Below are 14,184 nucleotides of genomic sequence, written 5' to 3'. Positions count from 1 at the left end.
TCCGTTTTGTGGTATCACGGTGTAATGACACAAGTCTTACATTCCCCTATATGCTCAAATCCGAGCTTTTTCGCAAGTCCTTCCGAGCCTGCATTTCCTGCATGGCACGCCCATACCGGCGTTCTGCCGCTATCGAGTATATCATCGATGGTTTTTGCCGCCACTATATAGGCAAGACCTTTCCTGCGATACGCTTCGGCAGTTTCAACGCCTATATCGACTTCTCCACTGCTTACCGCCGCAGAGAATGCCCACGCCGCGGGTCTGCCCTCAAAAGCCACGCAGAATCCTGTACCTCCCGCAAGAAAGCTTTCAGTGCTTTTCCACGAAAAAGCAGGGACGATACGTCCCTCCATCTGCGATATCAGTCCGCTGTTCAGTCGTTTGAGCGAATAGCCCTCGGGCAGTGAATATTTCGGCGGTGATGGCTTTCGGTACTCAAAGAAAAGTCTGCTGTCAACAGCAAACCCCTCTCCGAAATGTTCTGCAAGACCCTCATCAGCAAACAGCACCATACGCCGCCCGCCGTTGTGCATAAGGTCTTTGACCCCGTTTATAAATGTATCATCAGCCTTGCCCGCAACATACCCGAAACCGCACAGATGGTGGAACAGCACAGCCTTTCCGTCGGTATAGATATCTCCCGCCTGTCTGCCCTCGGCGATCGAAAGTGGATATATTTTCCCGAAAGTAAGCTTATCGGCGGTTTGTATAAATTCGCGGTAGCTGTTTTGTGGTATCTTCCTGAATACTGCCATACTTAAACCTCTCGGTCAGGTGCTTTGCTTAGTCATTATAACGGCGTTTTCGCATGGGTCTTCATAGAAGTTCTTGCGAACTCCCGCCTTTTCAAAACCCAGACTGTCATAAAGGGCTATGGCCGCCGAGTTCGATTCCCTGACTTCCAGTACCCAGCTTTCGGCATCTGAAAGTTTAGCGAATATCTCTTCAAACATCGCACGCGCTATGCCCTGTCTGCGGAATTCGGGCAGAACACAGATATTGTTTATCTCGGCTTCGCCTGCAATGTACCAACAACTGAGAAATCCTGCCGCTCTGCCATCTGAATATGCTAGCAAAGTGTGGTCATTTGCGTTTTTCAGCTGTGCGCGGCAGACTTCTTCGCTCCACGCTTCTTTAAGACAAGCAGCAGAAAGCGCTGCGGCTTCTGCCACATTTTCCTCTGTCATGGGTACTATTTTCAGCATGGCTTTTCTCCTGTCAGCAGATATGAACCCTCTGACCGCAGTATCTTCACCGCGACCTTTTCAAAGCCCGCCTGCCTTACTGTTTCTCTCAGCGAACGGGGCGGTGTACCCAGACCTGTGTCGCTGTCAAAAGTGAACAGACAGACGAACCGTCCGCCCTCTTTCAGCACCCTGAGTATCTCTTTGAGTGCGGCTGTTTTATTTTCCCACAAAGGCGGAGTGTGCAGAGTGGTCACACAGTCGAAAAAATTATCGAAATAGGGAAGCGCCTCAATATCTGCCTGACCCATCAGGGCTATCTCATCGATGCTTCTCTCCCTGTCCGAAGCGGATATATCAACCCCGTAAAGGTCAAGCCCTTTATCGCTGAGTTTTTGCAGCATAACATCGCTGCCCAGACTGATATCCAGCAGCTTGCCCCCTGCGGGTGCATTTATGAATTGCCTTACGGCGGCATAGTGTTCGTTTTCTTCCTTGCGCCTGTTCACTGCATTTTTCAGCTTGACGGCGTATTCAAGAAACATAAGGTTCACCTGCTTTCGATACACTCCTTAACAGCGGCGATGAGCTTATCCATCTGTTCGTCCGTGCCGATGGTTATTCTCAGCCATTTGTCGATAACGGGTTTTTTGAAGTAGCGAATGAATATGCCTTTTTCGCGGGTATATGCGAATATCTCCTCAGCGGGGATATCTGGGTGCGATACAAACAGGAAGTTGGTCTCGCTGTCGGTAACTTTGAATCCCATCTCCCTGAAAGCCTTTGCAGAGCGGTCACGGGTAGCCTTTATTTTTTCAACAGTATCGCGGAAATACTTTTCAGCATTAAGGCTTGCGATAGCAGTTTCGATAGCCAGCTGGTCAAGGGGATAGCTGTTGTAGCTGTCCTTGACAGCCTGCATATAGCTGATGAGCTCAGGCTGTGCGAAAGCCATACCTATCCTCATTCCCGCAAGAGAACGGGACTTGGAGAAAGTCTGTGTAACTATGAGATTATCGTATTCCTTGATAAGCTCAACACAGCTGTAACGTCCGAAATCCACATAAGCCTCGTCGATGATGACGATGACATCACGGTTGTGCTCAAGCAGGTCGATGATGAAATCCTTGCCAACGCCGATAGCAGTCGGCGCATTGGGGTTGGGTATAACAACACCACCATTTTCGGGGTAGAAGTCCTTTACATTTATAAGGAAGTCGCCGTCAACGGGCTTGGTCTCGTAGGGTATCTTCAGAAGCTCACACCATACCGGATAGAAGCTGTATGTTATATCGGGATAAAATACAGGCTTATCCGAGTTGAAAAATGCTCTGAAAGCTGTGGCAAGCACATCGTCCGAGCCGTTGCCGCAGAATACATTCTCAGGTGCAAGACCGTATCTTTCCGCAAGAGCGGCTTTCAGCGGTACAGCGTCTGCCGAGGGATACTTTTTCAGGTCGAAAACATCCTTCTTGCGCAGAACTTCCTGCACTCCCGCTGCAGGGGGATAGGGGTTCTCATTGGCGTTCAGCTTGATGATGTTCTCGTTTTTAGGCTGTTCGCCTGCCACGTAGGGCTCAATGTTTATCAGGTTCTTTCTCCAAAGTTTTTCGCTCATTTAAATGCACTCCTTACGATTCGGGCATATCCGAACATATTATATCACAACGACGTTCCTCTGTCAAATTCAGCATGGTAAAGTATTACCATGCTACCAACATAAACAGTATAACACGCTTCGTCACATATGTCAATAGGCTGTTTCGTTTTTTGTGAAAAAAGTGCATTGCTGTGACTTATGAATTCCTTGACATCACCTTCCGAATATGATATCATCGAAATATGCAAGAAAGGAGAACCGCCATATTATCGGCGGCGGTATGAAAATTATGAAGATAGTAACACTTGTTGAAAACACCTGCGGTCACGAGGGCTGTATCGCAGAACACGGATTATCGGTATATATCGAAACTGAAAAGCACAAGCTTCTGCTTGACTGCGGGCAGACTGACGCTGCGGTGAAAAACGCCGAAGTCCTGGGCATAGATCTGAAAGCGGTGGATACCGTTATACTCAGCCACGGACACTACGACCATTCCGGCGGGATAATGCCGTTCTCGCGAATAAATGATAAGGCGCAGATAATAATGCAGAGATCCGCCGCAGAGCCCCATTATAATGGTGAGCGCTACATCGGCATCGATAAAGATATACTCGCCTTACCGAATGTACGCTTTATCGAGGGCGATGTCAGGCTTGATGATGAGCTTTTCCTGTTCAGCGGCATAACAGGCAGAAGATGCTTCCCGCAAGGCAACAGAAAGCTTCTGCGTGATGAGGACGGCGAGAAAGTACAGGACGATTTCGCCCACGAACAATGCCTTGTCATTGAACAGGAGGGCAAACGCTGGCTGCTGTCGGGGTGTTCCCATAACGGCATACTGAATATCCTTGACAGATACAGAGATATCTTCGGCAGTGCCCCTGACTGTGTTATAACAGGCTTCCATATGATGAAAAATGACGGCGAGCACACTGACGAAGAAAAAGCAGTCATCATTCAGACAGCCCGCGAGCTGGCGCAGACGGATACTATTTATTATAGCGGACACTGCACGGGTATCCCTGCCTTTGAGCTGATGAAGTCCATAATGGGCGATAAGCTTATCGCACTGCACAGCGGCGAAGAAGTGATATAGCAAGTGACATAGAGTGAAAAGCACCGTAGGTTTCATACGGTGCTTTTTTCAGTCTGTAAAATTAGTTTTCAGTTGTAAACATTTTTTGTTTCATATTTACTTTTAGTGAAATGTGTGGTATAATATATGAAATCAATATCGTACGAGGAGGTGCAGTATGAATATTTCGGAATTTGCCAAAGAAGCGGGCGTATCGGTATCGGCAGTCAGCAGATATTTCAATGACGGCTATCTCTCAGACGACAAACGTGCTCTGATAGAAGCCGCCATCGAAAGAACAGGCTATGTGCCGAGCTATTCGGCGCGGACCGTACGCTCAAAGGTGACAAAGCTCGTAGGTGTCATATTGCCTAAACTTTCCAGTGAGAGTATAGCGAGGATAACCGAAGGTATCGGTGAAGTTCTGGGCGAGGAAGGCTTTGAACTTCTGCTGGTGAATACATCCAACGACTATAACCGCGAGATAAGCTCGCTGGAACTGTTCAGGCAGAATCGCGTAGACGGCGTGATACTGCTGGCAGGTGTTATTACTGACCTGCACCGCACACTGCTCGCCAAAATGCGCGTACCCACGATAATTGTCGGACAGAAGCTGAAAGGCTTCAACTGTGTGTGCCATAACGATCTGGGTGCATCGTATCACATGACGAAGCTCATGTTGGACAAGGGTGCGAAACGTCCCGCATTCATCGGTGCGAACCCCGAGGATATGGCAGCAGGAAAAGACCGCCGGGTCGGTTTTGAAAGAGCTGTCCAGGATGCAGGTCTTAATCTTGACCCTAAATTCTGCGAGATAGCCAGATTCAGCATGGATTCGGGCTACGAGAAAGCAAAGCATCTGTTCTCGGGCAGAGAAAAGCCCGACTGCCTGTTCTGCGCCACGGACAATATCGCCGCGGGCGCTATGCTGTACTGTCGCGAGAACGGTATCCGTATCCCCGAAGATCTCATGATCGGTGCTGTGGGAGATTCGCGTTTCGATGGGGTGCTCTATGTTCCGCTGTCGTCTGTTCATCTTCATTATAAGACAGCGGGCAGGGAGGGCGCGAATATGCTTCTCGCTGAAATGAAAAAGACCAGCGAGGTGCATCGTATAGTTCAGCTGGAATATGACATCATTGAGAGAGAGTCAACGAATCGTATTGGCTGAAATGTACAAAATCGAATGTGAAACTGTGTGAAACTTACCGAAAACCGCTCTGCGATTCTAATTATATGCCAATAGACAAGTAAAGAAAACTGTGTTATAATGAGATTACGATATGAAAGCGGTATCACATAAATAAGTGATACGTTTTCAGTAAAAAATTGGAAACAGAAAGGGTGGGTTCTATGGATTACAAAATATTAGCATCTGAAATACTTGAAGCAATTGGCGGAAAACAGAACCTCGCGAGTGCAGCACACTGCGCAACAAGGTTAAGACTTGTCATAGCTGATAACAGCAAGGTGAAAAAATCCGACCTCGAAAACTTTGACGGTGTCAAGGGTGTATTTGAGGCTTCGGGACAGCTTCAGATAATCCTTGGCACAGGAACAGTCAACAAGGTGTATGCCGAGTTCATACAGCTTGCAGGCATTGAGGCCGCTTCCAAGGAAGATGTCAAGAAAGCGGCAGCAGCAAAGTCTCCCTGGTACAAGAGAGCTATCAAGACACTTGGCGACGTATTCGTACCTATCATACCTGCAATAGTTGCCACAGGTCTTCTGTGCGGACTTCTGGGCGGTCTTTCAAAGGCATTCCCGAGTATGGCGGACAGCCATCTGTACACCCTGCTGGATATGTTCTCCAACGCAGCGTTAACATTCCTGCCGATACTCATAGCTGTAAGTGCGGCTAAGATATTCGGCGCGAATATCTATCTGGGTGCGGTTATCGGTATGATAATGATCCACCCCAATCTTGTAAATGCATGGTCCGTCGGCGACGGCACCGGTCTTCCCACACTCTGGTCTTGGTTCGGTCTGTGGAATATCAACGCATCGGGCTATCAGGGTCACGTTATACCCGTAGTTATCGCGATCCTCCTGCTGTCAGTCATTGAAAAATGGCTGCACAAGCACGTTCCCGAGATGTTCGACCTCTTTGTTACACCTCTGGTATCCGTTCTTGTAACAGGATTCCTTACAATGACAGTTATAGGTCCTGTGTTCGCACAGCTCGAAAGCTGGGTCCTCACAGGCGCACAGTGGCTCATCGCTCTGCCTTTCGGTATCGGTTCATTTGTTATGGGTGCTGTTTATGCTCCTACAGTTGTTGCAGGCGTTCACCATATGTACAACGCTATCGAGCTTTCGATGCTGGCTGACAACGGTCAGAACATCTGGATGCCTATCGCAACAGCAGCCAATGTAGCACAGGGTGCTGCAGCTCTGGCAGTAGCTCTCAAGACTCAGAACAAGAAGATCAAGTCTATGGCTCTTCCTGCTTCACTTTCCGCATTTATGGGTATTACTGAGCCCGCTATCTTCGGTGTAAATGTACGTTTCGGCAAGCCCCTGGTAGCAGGTATGGCAGGCGGCGCCTGCGGCGCAGCAGTAGCTTCGATGATGAATGTTTACGCAACCGCAAACGGCGTTACAGGTATATTCGGTTTCCTGATCACAACTGACAGCTTCTTCGGCTATATGCTCACATTCGCAGTAGCAGCAGTTGTAGCATTCGTTCTTTCCTGGATACTCTACGCACCTACCAAGGAAAAGGTTCCCGAGAAGGAGTACAAGGATAACTGTGTATACTCTCCTATGAGCGGCAGAGCTATCGCTCTGGAAGAAGTTCCCGATAAGACCTTTGCAGAAGGCACACTCGGACTGGGCGCAGCAATTGATCCTATGGACGGCAAGGTAGTTGCACCTGCAGACGGCAAGGTATCTACACTGTTTGATTCTCACCACGCAGTTGGTCTGACCCTTGATAACGGCATGGAGCTGTTCGTTCATATCGGTATGAACACTGTTGAACTCGGCGGCGAAGGCTTTGACGCTTATGTCAAGGAGGGTGATAGAGTTTCCCGCGGAGATACCCTCATAACCTTCGATATCCAGACACTGAAGAACAAGGGTTACAGCGTTATCAGCCCCGTTATCATTACTAATGTAGATGATTTCAAGGAGATCCGCAGAACTGCAGACGGCGGCATAAACTACTACGACGAACTGCTCGCAACCCAAAAGTGATGATCCCCACGGACGGTGAATCGGTATATGAAAAATGATTTCAGACAAAAGCTTCATCTTGAGCCTAAAAGTGGCTGGATAAACGATCCCAACGGTCTCTGTTATTTCAAGGGCGAATACCATGTGTACTATCAGTATTCGCCCGATAGTCCCTCAGGCAGCGGAAGAAAATGCTGGGGACACTGGAAAAGTCCCGACCTTATCAGCTGGCGTTCAACAGGAACAGTGCTTTTCCCCGATACACCCGAAGATAAGGACGGCGTATATTCGGGCTGCGGATTTGTCAAAGGCGATACACTGTATCTGTTCTACACAGGCAACGTCAAAGAGGACGGCGACCACGATTATATAACATCAGGCCGCGGCGCCAACGTTATACTTGTCACAACCAAAAACGGGCATGATATGAGCCCGAAGAAAATACTTCTTAGAAACTCCGATTACCCCGCAGAATGTTCCTGCCATGTCCGCGACCCAAAGGTATGGGAAGAAGACGGCAGGTACCATATGGTGCTTGGCGCAAGGACATTGCAGGATATAGGCTGCGTGCTCCACTATGTGTCCGATGACCTTGAAAACTGGACTTTCCTTGAAAAATATACCGCCGATGATATGGGCTATATGTGGGAATGTCCCGATGAATTCACAATAGACGGACACAGATTCCTGAGCATATCCCCCCAGGGGCTTGTTCACGGAAAGTACGATAACCAGAATGTTTACAGCTCGGGACATTACTGCATGGAAAATGGCGGTCTCACCGATTTCACGGAATGGGACAAAGGTTTCGATTTCTATGCGCCCCAGAGCTTTGAAGCACCCGATGGCAGGCGTATACTGCTGGGCTGGGAGGGCATAGGCGATATACCCTATACCAATCCCACAGTGGAACTTGGCTGGCAGCACTGCCTGACTCTTCCCCGCGAACTGACGGTTTCCGATGATGGAAAAATACTGCAAAACCCTGTGAGAGAGCTTGAATCTCTCCGCAAAGATGCCGCTCTGATAAACAGCGGCGATACTGTAGAAATCAGTCTCCCGTTTGACCTTGCTGCAAAAGCGGCGGGGGATATAAAGGTGAGATTTGATAACGTCCTGCAATTCGTATCCTGCGGCGGTGAATCCAGACTGGAATTCCTGGATGACAGCGCAGGCTGCGGCAGAGATGTAAGATACGCTCATATCCCCGAATTGAGGGATATACGTATCATAGCCGACAAAGCTTCGGTGGAAGTGTACATCAACGGCGGCGAAACAGTAATGTCAGCCAGAATGTACCCTGAGGAGACCGAGATTACTCTGTCGGCTGAAGGCATAAGCGGAACCTTATATGAACTTAACGGGATCGAGGTGATAACCGATGAATAACGTGCTTGCAGCGATAGGTGAAGCGCTTATCGATTTTATCCCCGACAGGAGCGGCTGTTCATTCGATGAAGTGGGTGCATTTTCTCCAAAAGTCGGCGGAGCTCCCGCAAATGTGTGCGCGGCGTTCTCAAAGCTGGGCGGAAAGTCAAAAATGATAACCCAGCTGGGAGATGATCCGTTCGGGCACAAGATAATCGGTGAGCTGAAGGCTGTAAATGTCGATACTAGCTGTATCTCATTAACAGACGAAGCCAATACAGCTCTCGCCTTCGTATCCCTTGAAAAAGACGGCGGTAGAACTTTCTCGTTTTACCGCAAGCCCTCGGCAGATATGCTGTACAGCGCCGAAAGCGTAAAGGAAGAATACTTCGATGATGTTTTCGTCCTGCATTTCTGCAGTGTGGATATCGGAGATTTCCCGATGAAGCAGGCGCATAAAAAAGCCATCGGGATAATGCGGGAAAAAGGCGGCATAATAAGCTTTGACCCCAATCTCCGCTTCAACCTCTGGGACAGCACAGAAGCACTTGTAAAGGCAGTCCGCGAGTTCATTCCCCTGAGCGATATGGTCAAGATATCCGATGAGGAACTCAGCTATGTAACAGGTGCAGATGATATCGAAACAGGCGTGAAAATGCTCTTTAATCAGGGTGTTAAGCTCGTGCTTTATACCTGCGGTGCTGACGGCGCTTATGCATTTGCGGAGAATGTAAAGGTCTATGCACTGTCGCAAAAGGTCAACGCAGTCGATACGACCGGTGCAGGAGACGGTTTCACAGGAGCGTTCCTGTGGAAGCTGAGAGATATCACCTCGGGTGACGATATCTTTGGAGATATCACCGAAGAAAAACTGCTGGAATGTCTCACATTTGCCAACAGTTTCTGTGCACTGAGCGTTCAGCGAAAAGGTGCGATAGCGTCTTATCCGACTTTGGACGAGATGCAGATAAAATAATATGACACGAAAGGAATAACTGCTATGAAAGAATTCACATACATTATCGAAGACGAGATAGGTATCCACGCTAGACCCGCAGGCAATCTGGTGAAGCTTATAAAGACTTTTTCCAGCACTGTAACACTTGAGAAAGAGGGTAAGCCTCCTGTCAGCGGAACAGCCCTGATGAAGATAATGGGACTGGGCGTAAAATGCGGTGATACTGTCAAGTTCACTGTTGAGGGCGAAGACGAAGATACAGCAGTACAGCAGCTCGCAGAATTCATGGACGCTAATCTTTAATCAAATGAAAGGGCGGTGACAGTTATGGTCGTTTATCAGGGCAAAGGAGTCTACGGTGCGGTCGCAGTCGGCAAAGTGTCTGTATTCAGCCGAAGTTCAGCCGATGTCCGCCGCGTGACTGTCGATGATGCAGAAAAAGAACTCGCACGTGTTGAAGCTGCCAAGGAAATGGCGGCACAACAGCTCGAGGAGATACACAGCAAAGCCCTCAAAGAGGTAGGCGAAGCCAATGCCGAGATATTTGAGGTACACCTTATGATGCTGGATGACGAGGATTACAACGACTCCATAAAAAGCATCATCGAGACCCAGAAAGTTAACGCCGAATATGCCGTTGCTGTCACAGCCGATAATTTTGCAGAGATGTTCTCCAGCATGGACGATGCCTATATGCAGGCTCGTGCCGCTGATGTAAAGGATATCTCAGATCGTCTTATCGCCTGCCTGACAGGTGGCGGAAAGGCGCAAAACAGTTCAGATGAAAAAATGATAATCTGTGCCGATGACCTTGCGCCAAGTGAGACCGTTTCTCTTGACAAGGATAAGGTGCTTGCCTTCGTCACAGCTTTTGGTTCCTCAAATTCTCACACAGCCATACTCGCCCGCAACATGAATATCCCTGCGGTAATATGCGCAGGTGAAGACTTCCTCAAAAATATCCATGACGGCGATATGCTCATCGTCGATGGTCACACCGGCGAACTTATAGTCGCCCCGGACGATGCTACTATAGCAAAATACACCGCAAAACAGGCTGAGGACGCAAGAAAGAAACAGCTTCTCCAGGAGCTGAAAGGTAAGGAAAACATCACCCTTGACGGCACAAAGATAAATATTTTCGCCAATATCGGCGGAGTGGGCAGTATCGGTGCTGTGCTTGCAAATGATGCAGGCGGTATAGGTCTGTTCAGGAGCGAATTCCTTTATCTGGAAAGCGAGGACTATCCCACCGAGGAACAGCAGTTCAGCGCTTACCGCAAAGTTCTGGAAAGTATGGCGGGAAAGAAAGTCATTATCCGCACCCTTGATATCGGCGCAGATAAGCAGATAGACTATTTCGGCCTTGAAAAGGAAGATAATCCAGCACTGGGTCTCAGGGCTGTGCGCATATGTCTCACCCGCCCCGAGATATTCAAGACCCAGCTGAGGGCGATGTACCGCGCTTCTGCCTTTGGTGATCTGGGCATAATGTTCCCGATGATAACAAGCGTTTCGGAAGTTGAAAAGTGCGTAGCCGCCTGTGAAGAAGTAAAGGCTGAACTGAAAAACGACGGCATAAAGTTCAATGAAAATACCGAGATAGGTATAATGATAGAAACTCCCGCCGCTGCCATGATCAGCGATCTCCTCGCACCGATGGTGGACTTTTTCAGCGTAGGCACCAACGATCTTACACAGTATACTCTCGCCTGCGACCGCCAGAACGCAAGGCTCGAACCCTTTGTTGATACCCACCACGAAGCTGTGCTTCGTCTTATCGAGATGTCGGCAAAGAACGCGCACAAGAACGGTACATGGATAGGAATATGCGGTGAACTTGCAGCTGACCTTACTCTTACCGAAACATTCATGCGCATGGGCATAGATGAACTTTCAGTCTCACCGCCCTATGTGCTACCTCTCCGCGAAAAGGTGAGAAGCCTTGATCTCAGCTAATGATATGATTCTTTTGACCGTGCAGATGATCTCTGCACGGTCTTTTTTGTTCCGCTGAAAGTACAGCGCATGATAATGGTGACATATTGACAGCGCAACTAAAGTATGCTAAAATTGTATCCGGCATAGATCGGTAGGTTGTTGGGATTGTCGGATGTTAGTTTTGGGCGATAGTTTGCACGTTTTCGCCCCTAGTTCCTCGAATCGAGAAATCAACTAACAGCGACTGAGTCGGCTGTGGCGTACCGCCGTTGATTTCAGGCGCAGCAATAATACACGGACATAGTTTGCTTGGTGCGCTAGTTTGTTGCCGTGAGATCGAGCTGTCCGTTAGAGGACACTTTTGCGTAAGGCTTGAGCCAAAGCTCTCTTTCCTGGCGGTTCTCCATAGTTTTGCAAAAAAAGAACCCCGCAATATATGCGGGGGACTTTTTTTGGGGGGAGGTCATTTATTAGAGGATTTATTGCTTTTTTATATTGTTGATCTGTTTTTAGCTCAGTCTCTTCTTGCCCTTGATGTGAGCTGCGATCTGAGTAAGATCAGTAATGTTAATGAAGTTGTCGTTGTTAATGTCTGCTATGCTTGCATTGTCAAGCATTTTTCTGCCCTTGATGTGAGCTGCAACCTTGGAGTAATCGGATACGTTCACGATACCGTCGTTGTTTATATCAGCTTTTCCGGAGTATGTGGAAGCTGTGGTCTCGCTGTTGGAGTCATAGCGTACCTTAGGTTCGCTGTTCTGTATCTTGGTCTCGGTTGCGAACAGGGGCTCTTCAAGAACTTCAAAACCTACGTTAGCGTAAGCTGCCAGTCTCTGTGCGGTAGTGCCTGCACAGCCTCTGATCTTGAAGCCGGGTGTGCTGTAGTTGAAAGATGTAGCTGTGATGCCTGTTAAGCTCTTGGGCAGAGTGATCGTCATTATCGAATCGCACTTCTGGAAAGCGTCAGCTGCGATATTGGTAAGACCTTCGTAGAAAGTAACTTCGGTAAGGCTTGTGCAGCCATAGAATGTGCGCCAGCTTACGTTCTCAACGCTGCCTGCGATATTTATATCGGTAAGTGCGCTGCAGTTTGAGAATACGTATTCGCCCAGATTCTTGACGCCGTTTTCGATGTCAACGGATTTAAGGCTGTGGCATTCCTGGAATGTTGCGAGCTCTAACTTTTCGATGCTGCCGGGAACGGCAACTTCTGCAAGTGCGGAACATTCCTTGAAAGCTTCCTGACCCATGTAAGTAACGCTGTCGGGTATCTCTGCATACTTTATGCTTCTTGCTTCGAGGAAAGCGTTTGAACCTATGGTAGTAACGCCGTAGGGTATAACGACTTTCTGGAGAGCTGTACATGAAGTGAATGCGTAATCGCCGATCTCTTTTAAGCTGTTAGGCATCGAAACGTCGGTGATCATGCTGTTCAGTGCAAATGCGTTGTTGCATATTGCCTTGACGCCGTTGGGTATAACTACGTTGCCGGAGCAGTTTCTGCCGTCTATAACGATATTGTTTATCACTACCAGAGGATTTCTGGACTGCTGATTTGCCAGCCATCTGGTATCTGTGAAAGCGTCAGAACCGAAGTATGTAACGCTGCTGGGTATGATCACGTTTTCAAGATTGGAGCTGCCCTTGAAAGCGTCGTATTCAATTCTGGTAACGCTGTTGGGTATGCTGATGTTTCTTAATTTATCGCAGCAACCGAATGCGAAAGCGCCTATTGTCTTAACAGTGCCGGGTATGCTGATACCGGTGATGTTTCTGTTTTCTGCAAAAGCGTGGTCGCCGATACCTGTAACGCCGCTGGGTATGCTTACATAACCGCTGCAGTTTGCGCCGTTGATGATTATGCCGTTTACGATGACCAGATCGCTCTGTCTCTGCTTGTTTGCCAGCCACTTTGTGCCTGCAAAAGCATTAGGGTGGAAATTGGTCAGGTTCTTGGGGAAATTGATGTTCTCAAGATTTGAACAAGAATCAAATGCGCCGTAGCCTATCTCAGTAACGCTGCCGGGTATTGTTATCTTGGAAAGGGAATCGCAGCAGCTGAAAGCATACATTCCGATATCGTTGATACAGCTGCCGTTGTTTATAACGGAAAGGTTGGAGCAGTGATAAAATGCGTATGTTCCGATAGAAGTTACGGATGCGGGTATGGTAACGCTTGTCATGCCGTTGTGGCAAAGTGCGTAATCGCCTATGCTGACTACGGGAGCACCGTTGATATAAGAAGGTATAACAACGTTGGATTCGTTGCCGTTGTAATTTAATATATTAACGCCGCTTCTTACGTCATCTATGAAAGCATATTCGAAATAACCTTCAACTCTGTTAGCTGCGCTGGCAGTTATAGAGGTATTCATAATGTTGTTGTTTTCAGAAAGAACTGCGCCGCCGAATACTAATACTAAAGTCATAAGTCCTGCAATAAATCTCTTAGTCATAATAAATACCTCCATCCAAATTACCATTTGTTATTTGTTTATACCACGAAATATAAAGTACACATTCAAACTAACTATCTAGTTAAATTTGATAATTTATATTGAAATTACCCATATCATTTATCCTGATTAAATTATACATTATTCCGTAATAATCTTCAAGCGACTTCGGGTATAATTTTCATTAATAGGCGAGTATTTTTAATTAATTATATCCAGAAAACATTTTCGTTTCCATATATAGTGGTTTGATACAACGAAATCTCTATATGTGGTAAAATTAAACCCGAAAAGTTAACAATTGCTTTTCGTAAGTTTCGAAGAATTCGTAATATTCTGTAAACAAATAGTGTTTTTTTGTATCTAACTGTAAGATATTTAATAAAAAGACGCCTATGTAGATCACCATGATTCAACAT

General features: G+C 47.6%; 12 protein-coding genes. 7 read left to right on the top strand and 5 right to left on the bottom strand.

Annotation, left to right across the window (positions count from 1 at the left end):
* Positions 1-14: 14 nt before the first annotated feature.
* From BM265_RS13885 to hisC, 4 genes are read right to left on the bottom strand one after another with little or no spacing between them, the layout of a single operon-like run.
* Positions 15-758, bottom strand: a complete 744-nt coding sequence (locus BM265_RS13885; RefSeq protein ID WP_074962444.1) for a GNAT family N-acetyltransferase — start codon at positions 756-758, stop codon at positions 15-17.
* 15 nt (positions 759-773) lie between these two features.
* Positions 774-1,208: a ribosomal protein S18-alanine N-acetyltransferase gene (gene rimI, locus BM265_RS13880; protein ID WP_074829438.1), complete on the bottom strand. Its 435-nt coding sequence runs from the start codon at positions 1,206-1,208 to the stop codon at positions 774-776.
* Positions 1,202-1,732, bottom strand: a complete 531-nt coding sequence (locus tag BM265_RS13875; protein WP_074962441.1) for a class I SAM-dependent methyltransferase — start codon at positions 1,730-1,732, stop codon at positions 1,202-1,204. The genes rimI and BM265_RS13875 overlap by 7 nt, the downstream gene beginning before the upstream one ends.
* A gap of 5 nt (positions 1,733-1,737) precedes the next feature.
* Entirely contained in the window at positions 1,738-2,805 is a 1,068-nt protein-coding gene (gene hisC / locus BM265_RS13870) for a histidinol-phosphate transaminase (RefSeq protein WP_074962440.1), read from the bottom strand.
* Between the two features lie 271 nt (positions 2,806-3,076).
* On the opposite strand from hisC, the gene BM265_RS13865 reads away from it, so the two are divergent.
* The 7 genes from BM265_RS13865 (at position 3,077) to ptsP (ending at position 11,327) form a co-directional block, all read left to right on the top strand.
* Entirely contained in the window at positions 3,077-3,886 is an 810-nt protein-coding gene (locus tag BM265_RS13865; RefSeq protein ID WP_074962437.1) for an MBL fold metallo-hydrolase, read from the top strand.
* Between the two features lie 157 nt (positions 3,887-4,043).
* The gene (locus tag BM265_RS13860) at positions 4,044-5,036 is read left to right on the top strand and encodes a LacI family DNA-binding transcriptional regulator (RefSeq protein WP_074962434.1); all 993 of its coding nucleotides are present in this window, start codon (positions 4,044-4,046) and stop codon (positions 5,034-5,036) included.
* Positions 5,037-5,218: 182 nt separating this feature from the next.
* Positions 5,219-7,063, top strand: coding sequence for a PTS sucrose transporter subunit IIABC (locus BM265_RS13855; RefSeq protein WP_074962432.1), 1,845 nt, complete (start codon positions 5,219-5,221; stop codon positions 7,061-7,063).
* 27 nt (positions 7,064-7,090) lie between these two features.
* Complete coding sequence (locus tag BM265_RS13850; protein ID WP_074962430.1) at positions 7,091-8,431, top strand: glycoside hydrolase family 32 protein; 1,341 nt, start codon at positions 7,091-7,093, stop codon at positions 8,429-8,431.
* Positions 8,424-9,386, top strand: a complete 963-nt coding sequence (locus tag BM265_RS13845) for a carbohydrate kinase family protein (protein ID WP_074962428.1) — start codon at positions 8,424-8,426, stop codon at positions 9,384-9,386. Before BM265_RS13850 ends, BM265_RS13845 begins: the two co-directional genes overlap by 8 nt.
* A 24-nt stretch (positions 9,387-9,410) precedes the next feature.
* Complete coding sequence (locus BM265_RS13840) at positions 9,411-9,671, top strand: HPr family phosphocarrier protein (protein WP_074962426.1); 261 nt, start codon at positions 9,411-9,413, stop codon at positions 9,669-9,671.
* Positions 9,672-9,695: 24 nt separating this feature from the next.
* Positions 9,696-11,327 (top strand): phosphoenolpyruvate--protein phosphotransferase, encoded by a 1,632-nt coding sequence (gene ptsP, locus BM265_RS13835; RefSeq protein WP_074962424.1) that lies wholly within the window; start codon positions 9,696-9,698, stop codon positions 11,325-11,327.
* A 491-nt stretch (positions 11,328-11,818) separates the two neighbouring features.
* Here the strand turns inward: ptsP and BM265_RS13830 are convergent, their stop codons facing one another.
* Positions 11,819-13,765 (bottom strand): leucine-rich repeat protein, encoded by a 1,947-nt coding sequence (locus BM265_RS13830; RefSeq protein ID WP_074962422.1) that lies wholly within the window; start codon positions 13,763-13,765, stop codon positions 11,819-11,821.
* Between the last annotated feature and the right edge of the window lie 419 nt (positions 13,766-14,184).

Origin of the sequence: Hominimerdicola alba (assembly GCF_900112155.1) — a bacterium.
Classification (GTDB): Bacteria; Bacillota; Clostridia; order Oscillospirales; family Ruminococcaceae; genus Hominimerdicola; species Hominimerdicola alba_D.
Note: the sequence above shows the minus strand (reverse complement) of the source record. Positions and strands in the feature narration are given on the sequence as shown.

Excerpts from the sequence above, each read along its gene's own strand:
- BM265_RS13860 (WP_074962434.1), top strand. The coding sequence starts at position 4,044 with ATGAATATTTCGGAATTTGCCAAAGAAGCGGGCGTATCGGTATCGGCA.
- BM265_RS13855 (WP_074962432.1), top strand. The coding sequence starts at position 5,219 with ATGGATTACAAAATATTAGCATCTGAAATACTTGAAGCAATTGGCGGA.
- BM265_RS13875 (WP_074962441.1), bottom strand. The coding sequence starts at position 1,732 with ATGTTTCTTGAATACGCCGTCAAGCTGAAAAATGCAGTGAACAGGCGC.
- BM265_RS13885 (WP_074962444.1), bottom strand. The coding sequence starts at position 758 with ATGGCAGTATTCAGGAAGATACCACAAAACAGCTACCGCGAATTTATA.
- BM265_RS13830 (WP_074962422.1), bottom strand. The coding sequence starts at position 13,765 with ATGACTAAGAGATTTATTGCAGGACTTATGACTTTAGTATTAGTATTC.
- hisC (WP_074962440.1), bottom strand. The coding sequence starts at position 2,805 with ATGAGCGAAAAACTTTGGAGAAAGAACCTGATAAACATTGAGCCCTAC.
- BM265_RS13840 (WP_074962426.1), top strand. The coding sequence starts at position 9,411 with ATGAAAGAATTCACATACATTATCGAAGACGAGATAGGTATCCACGCT.
- BM265_RS13865 (WP_074962437.1), top strand. The coding sequence starts at position 3,077 with ATGAAGATAGTAACACTTGTTGAAAACACCTGCGGTCACGAGGGCTGT.
- BM265_RS13850 (WP_074962430.1), top strand. The coding sequence starts at position 7,091 with ATGAAAAATGATTTCAGACAAAAGCTTCATCTTGAGCCTAAAAGTGGC.
- BM265_RS13845 (WP_074962428.1), top strand. The coding sequence starts at position 8,424 with ATGAATAACGTGCTTGCAGCGATAGGTGAAGCGCTTATCGATTTTATC.
- rimI (WP_074829438.1), bottom strand. The coding sequence starts at position 1,208 with ATGCTGAAAATAGTACCCATGACAGAGGAAAATGTGGCAGAAGCCGCA.
- ptsP (WP_074962424.1), top strand. The coding sequence starts at position 9,696 with ATGGTCGTTTATCAGGGCAAAGGAGTCTACGGTGCGGTCGCAGTCGGC.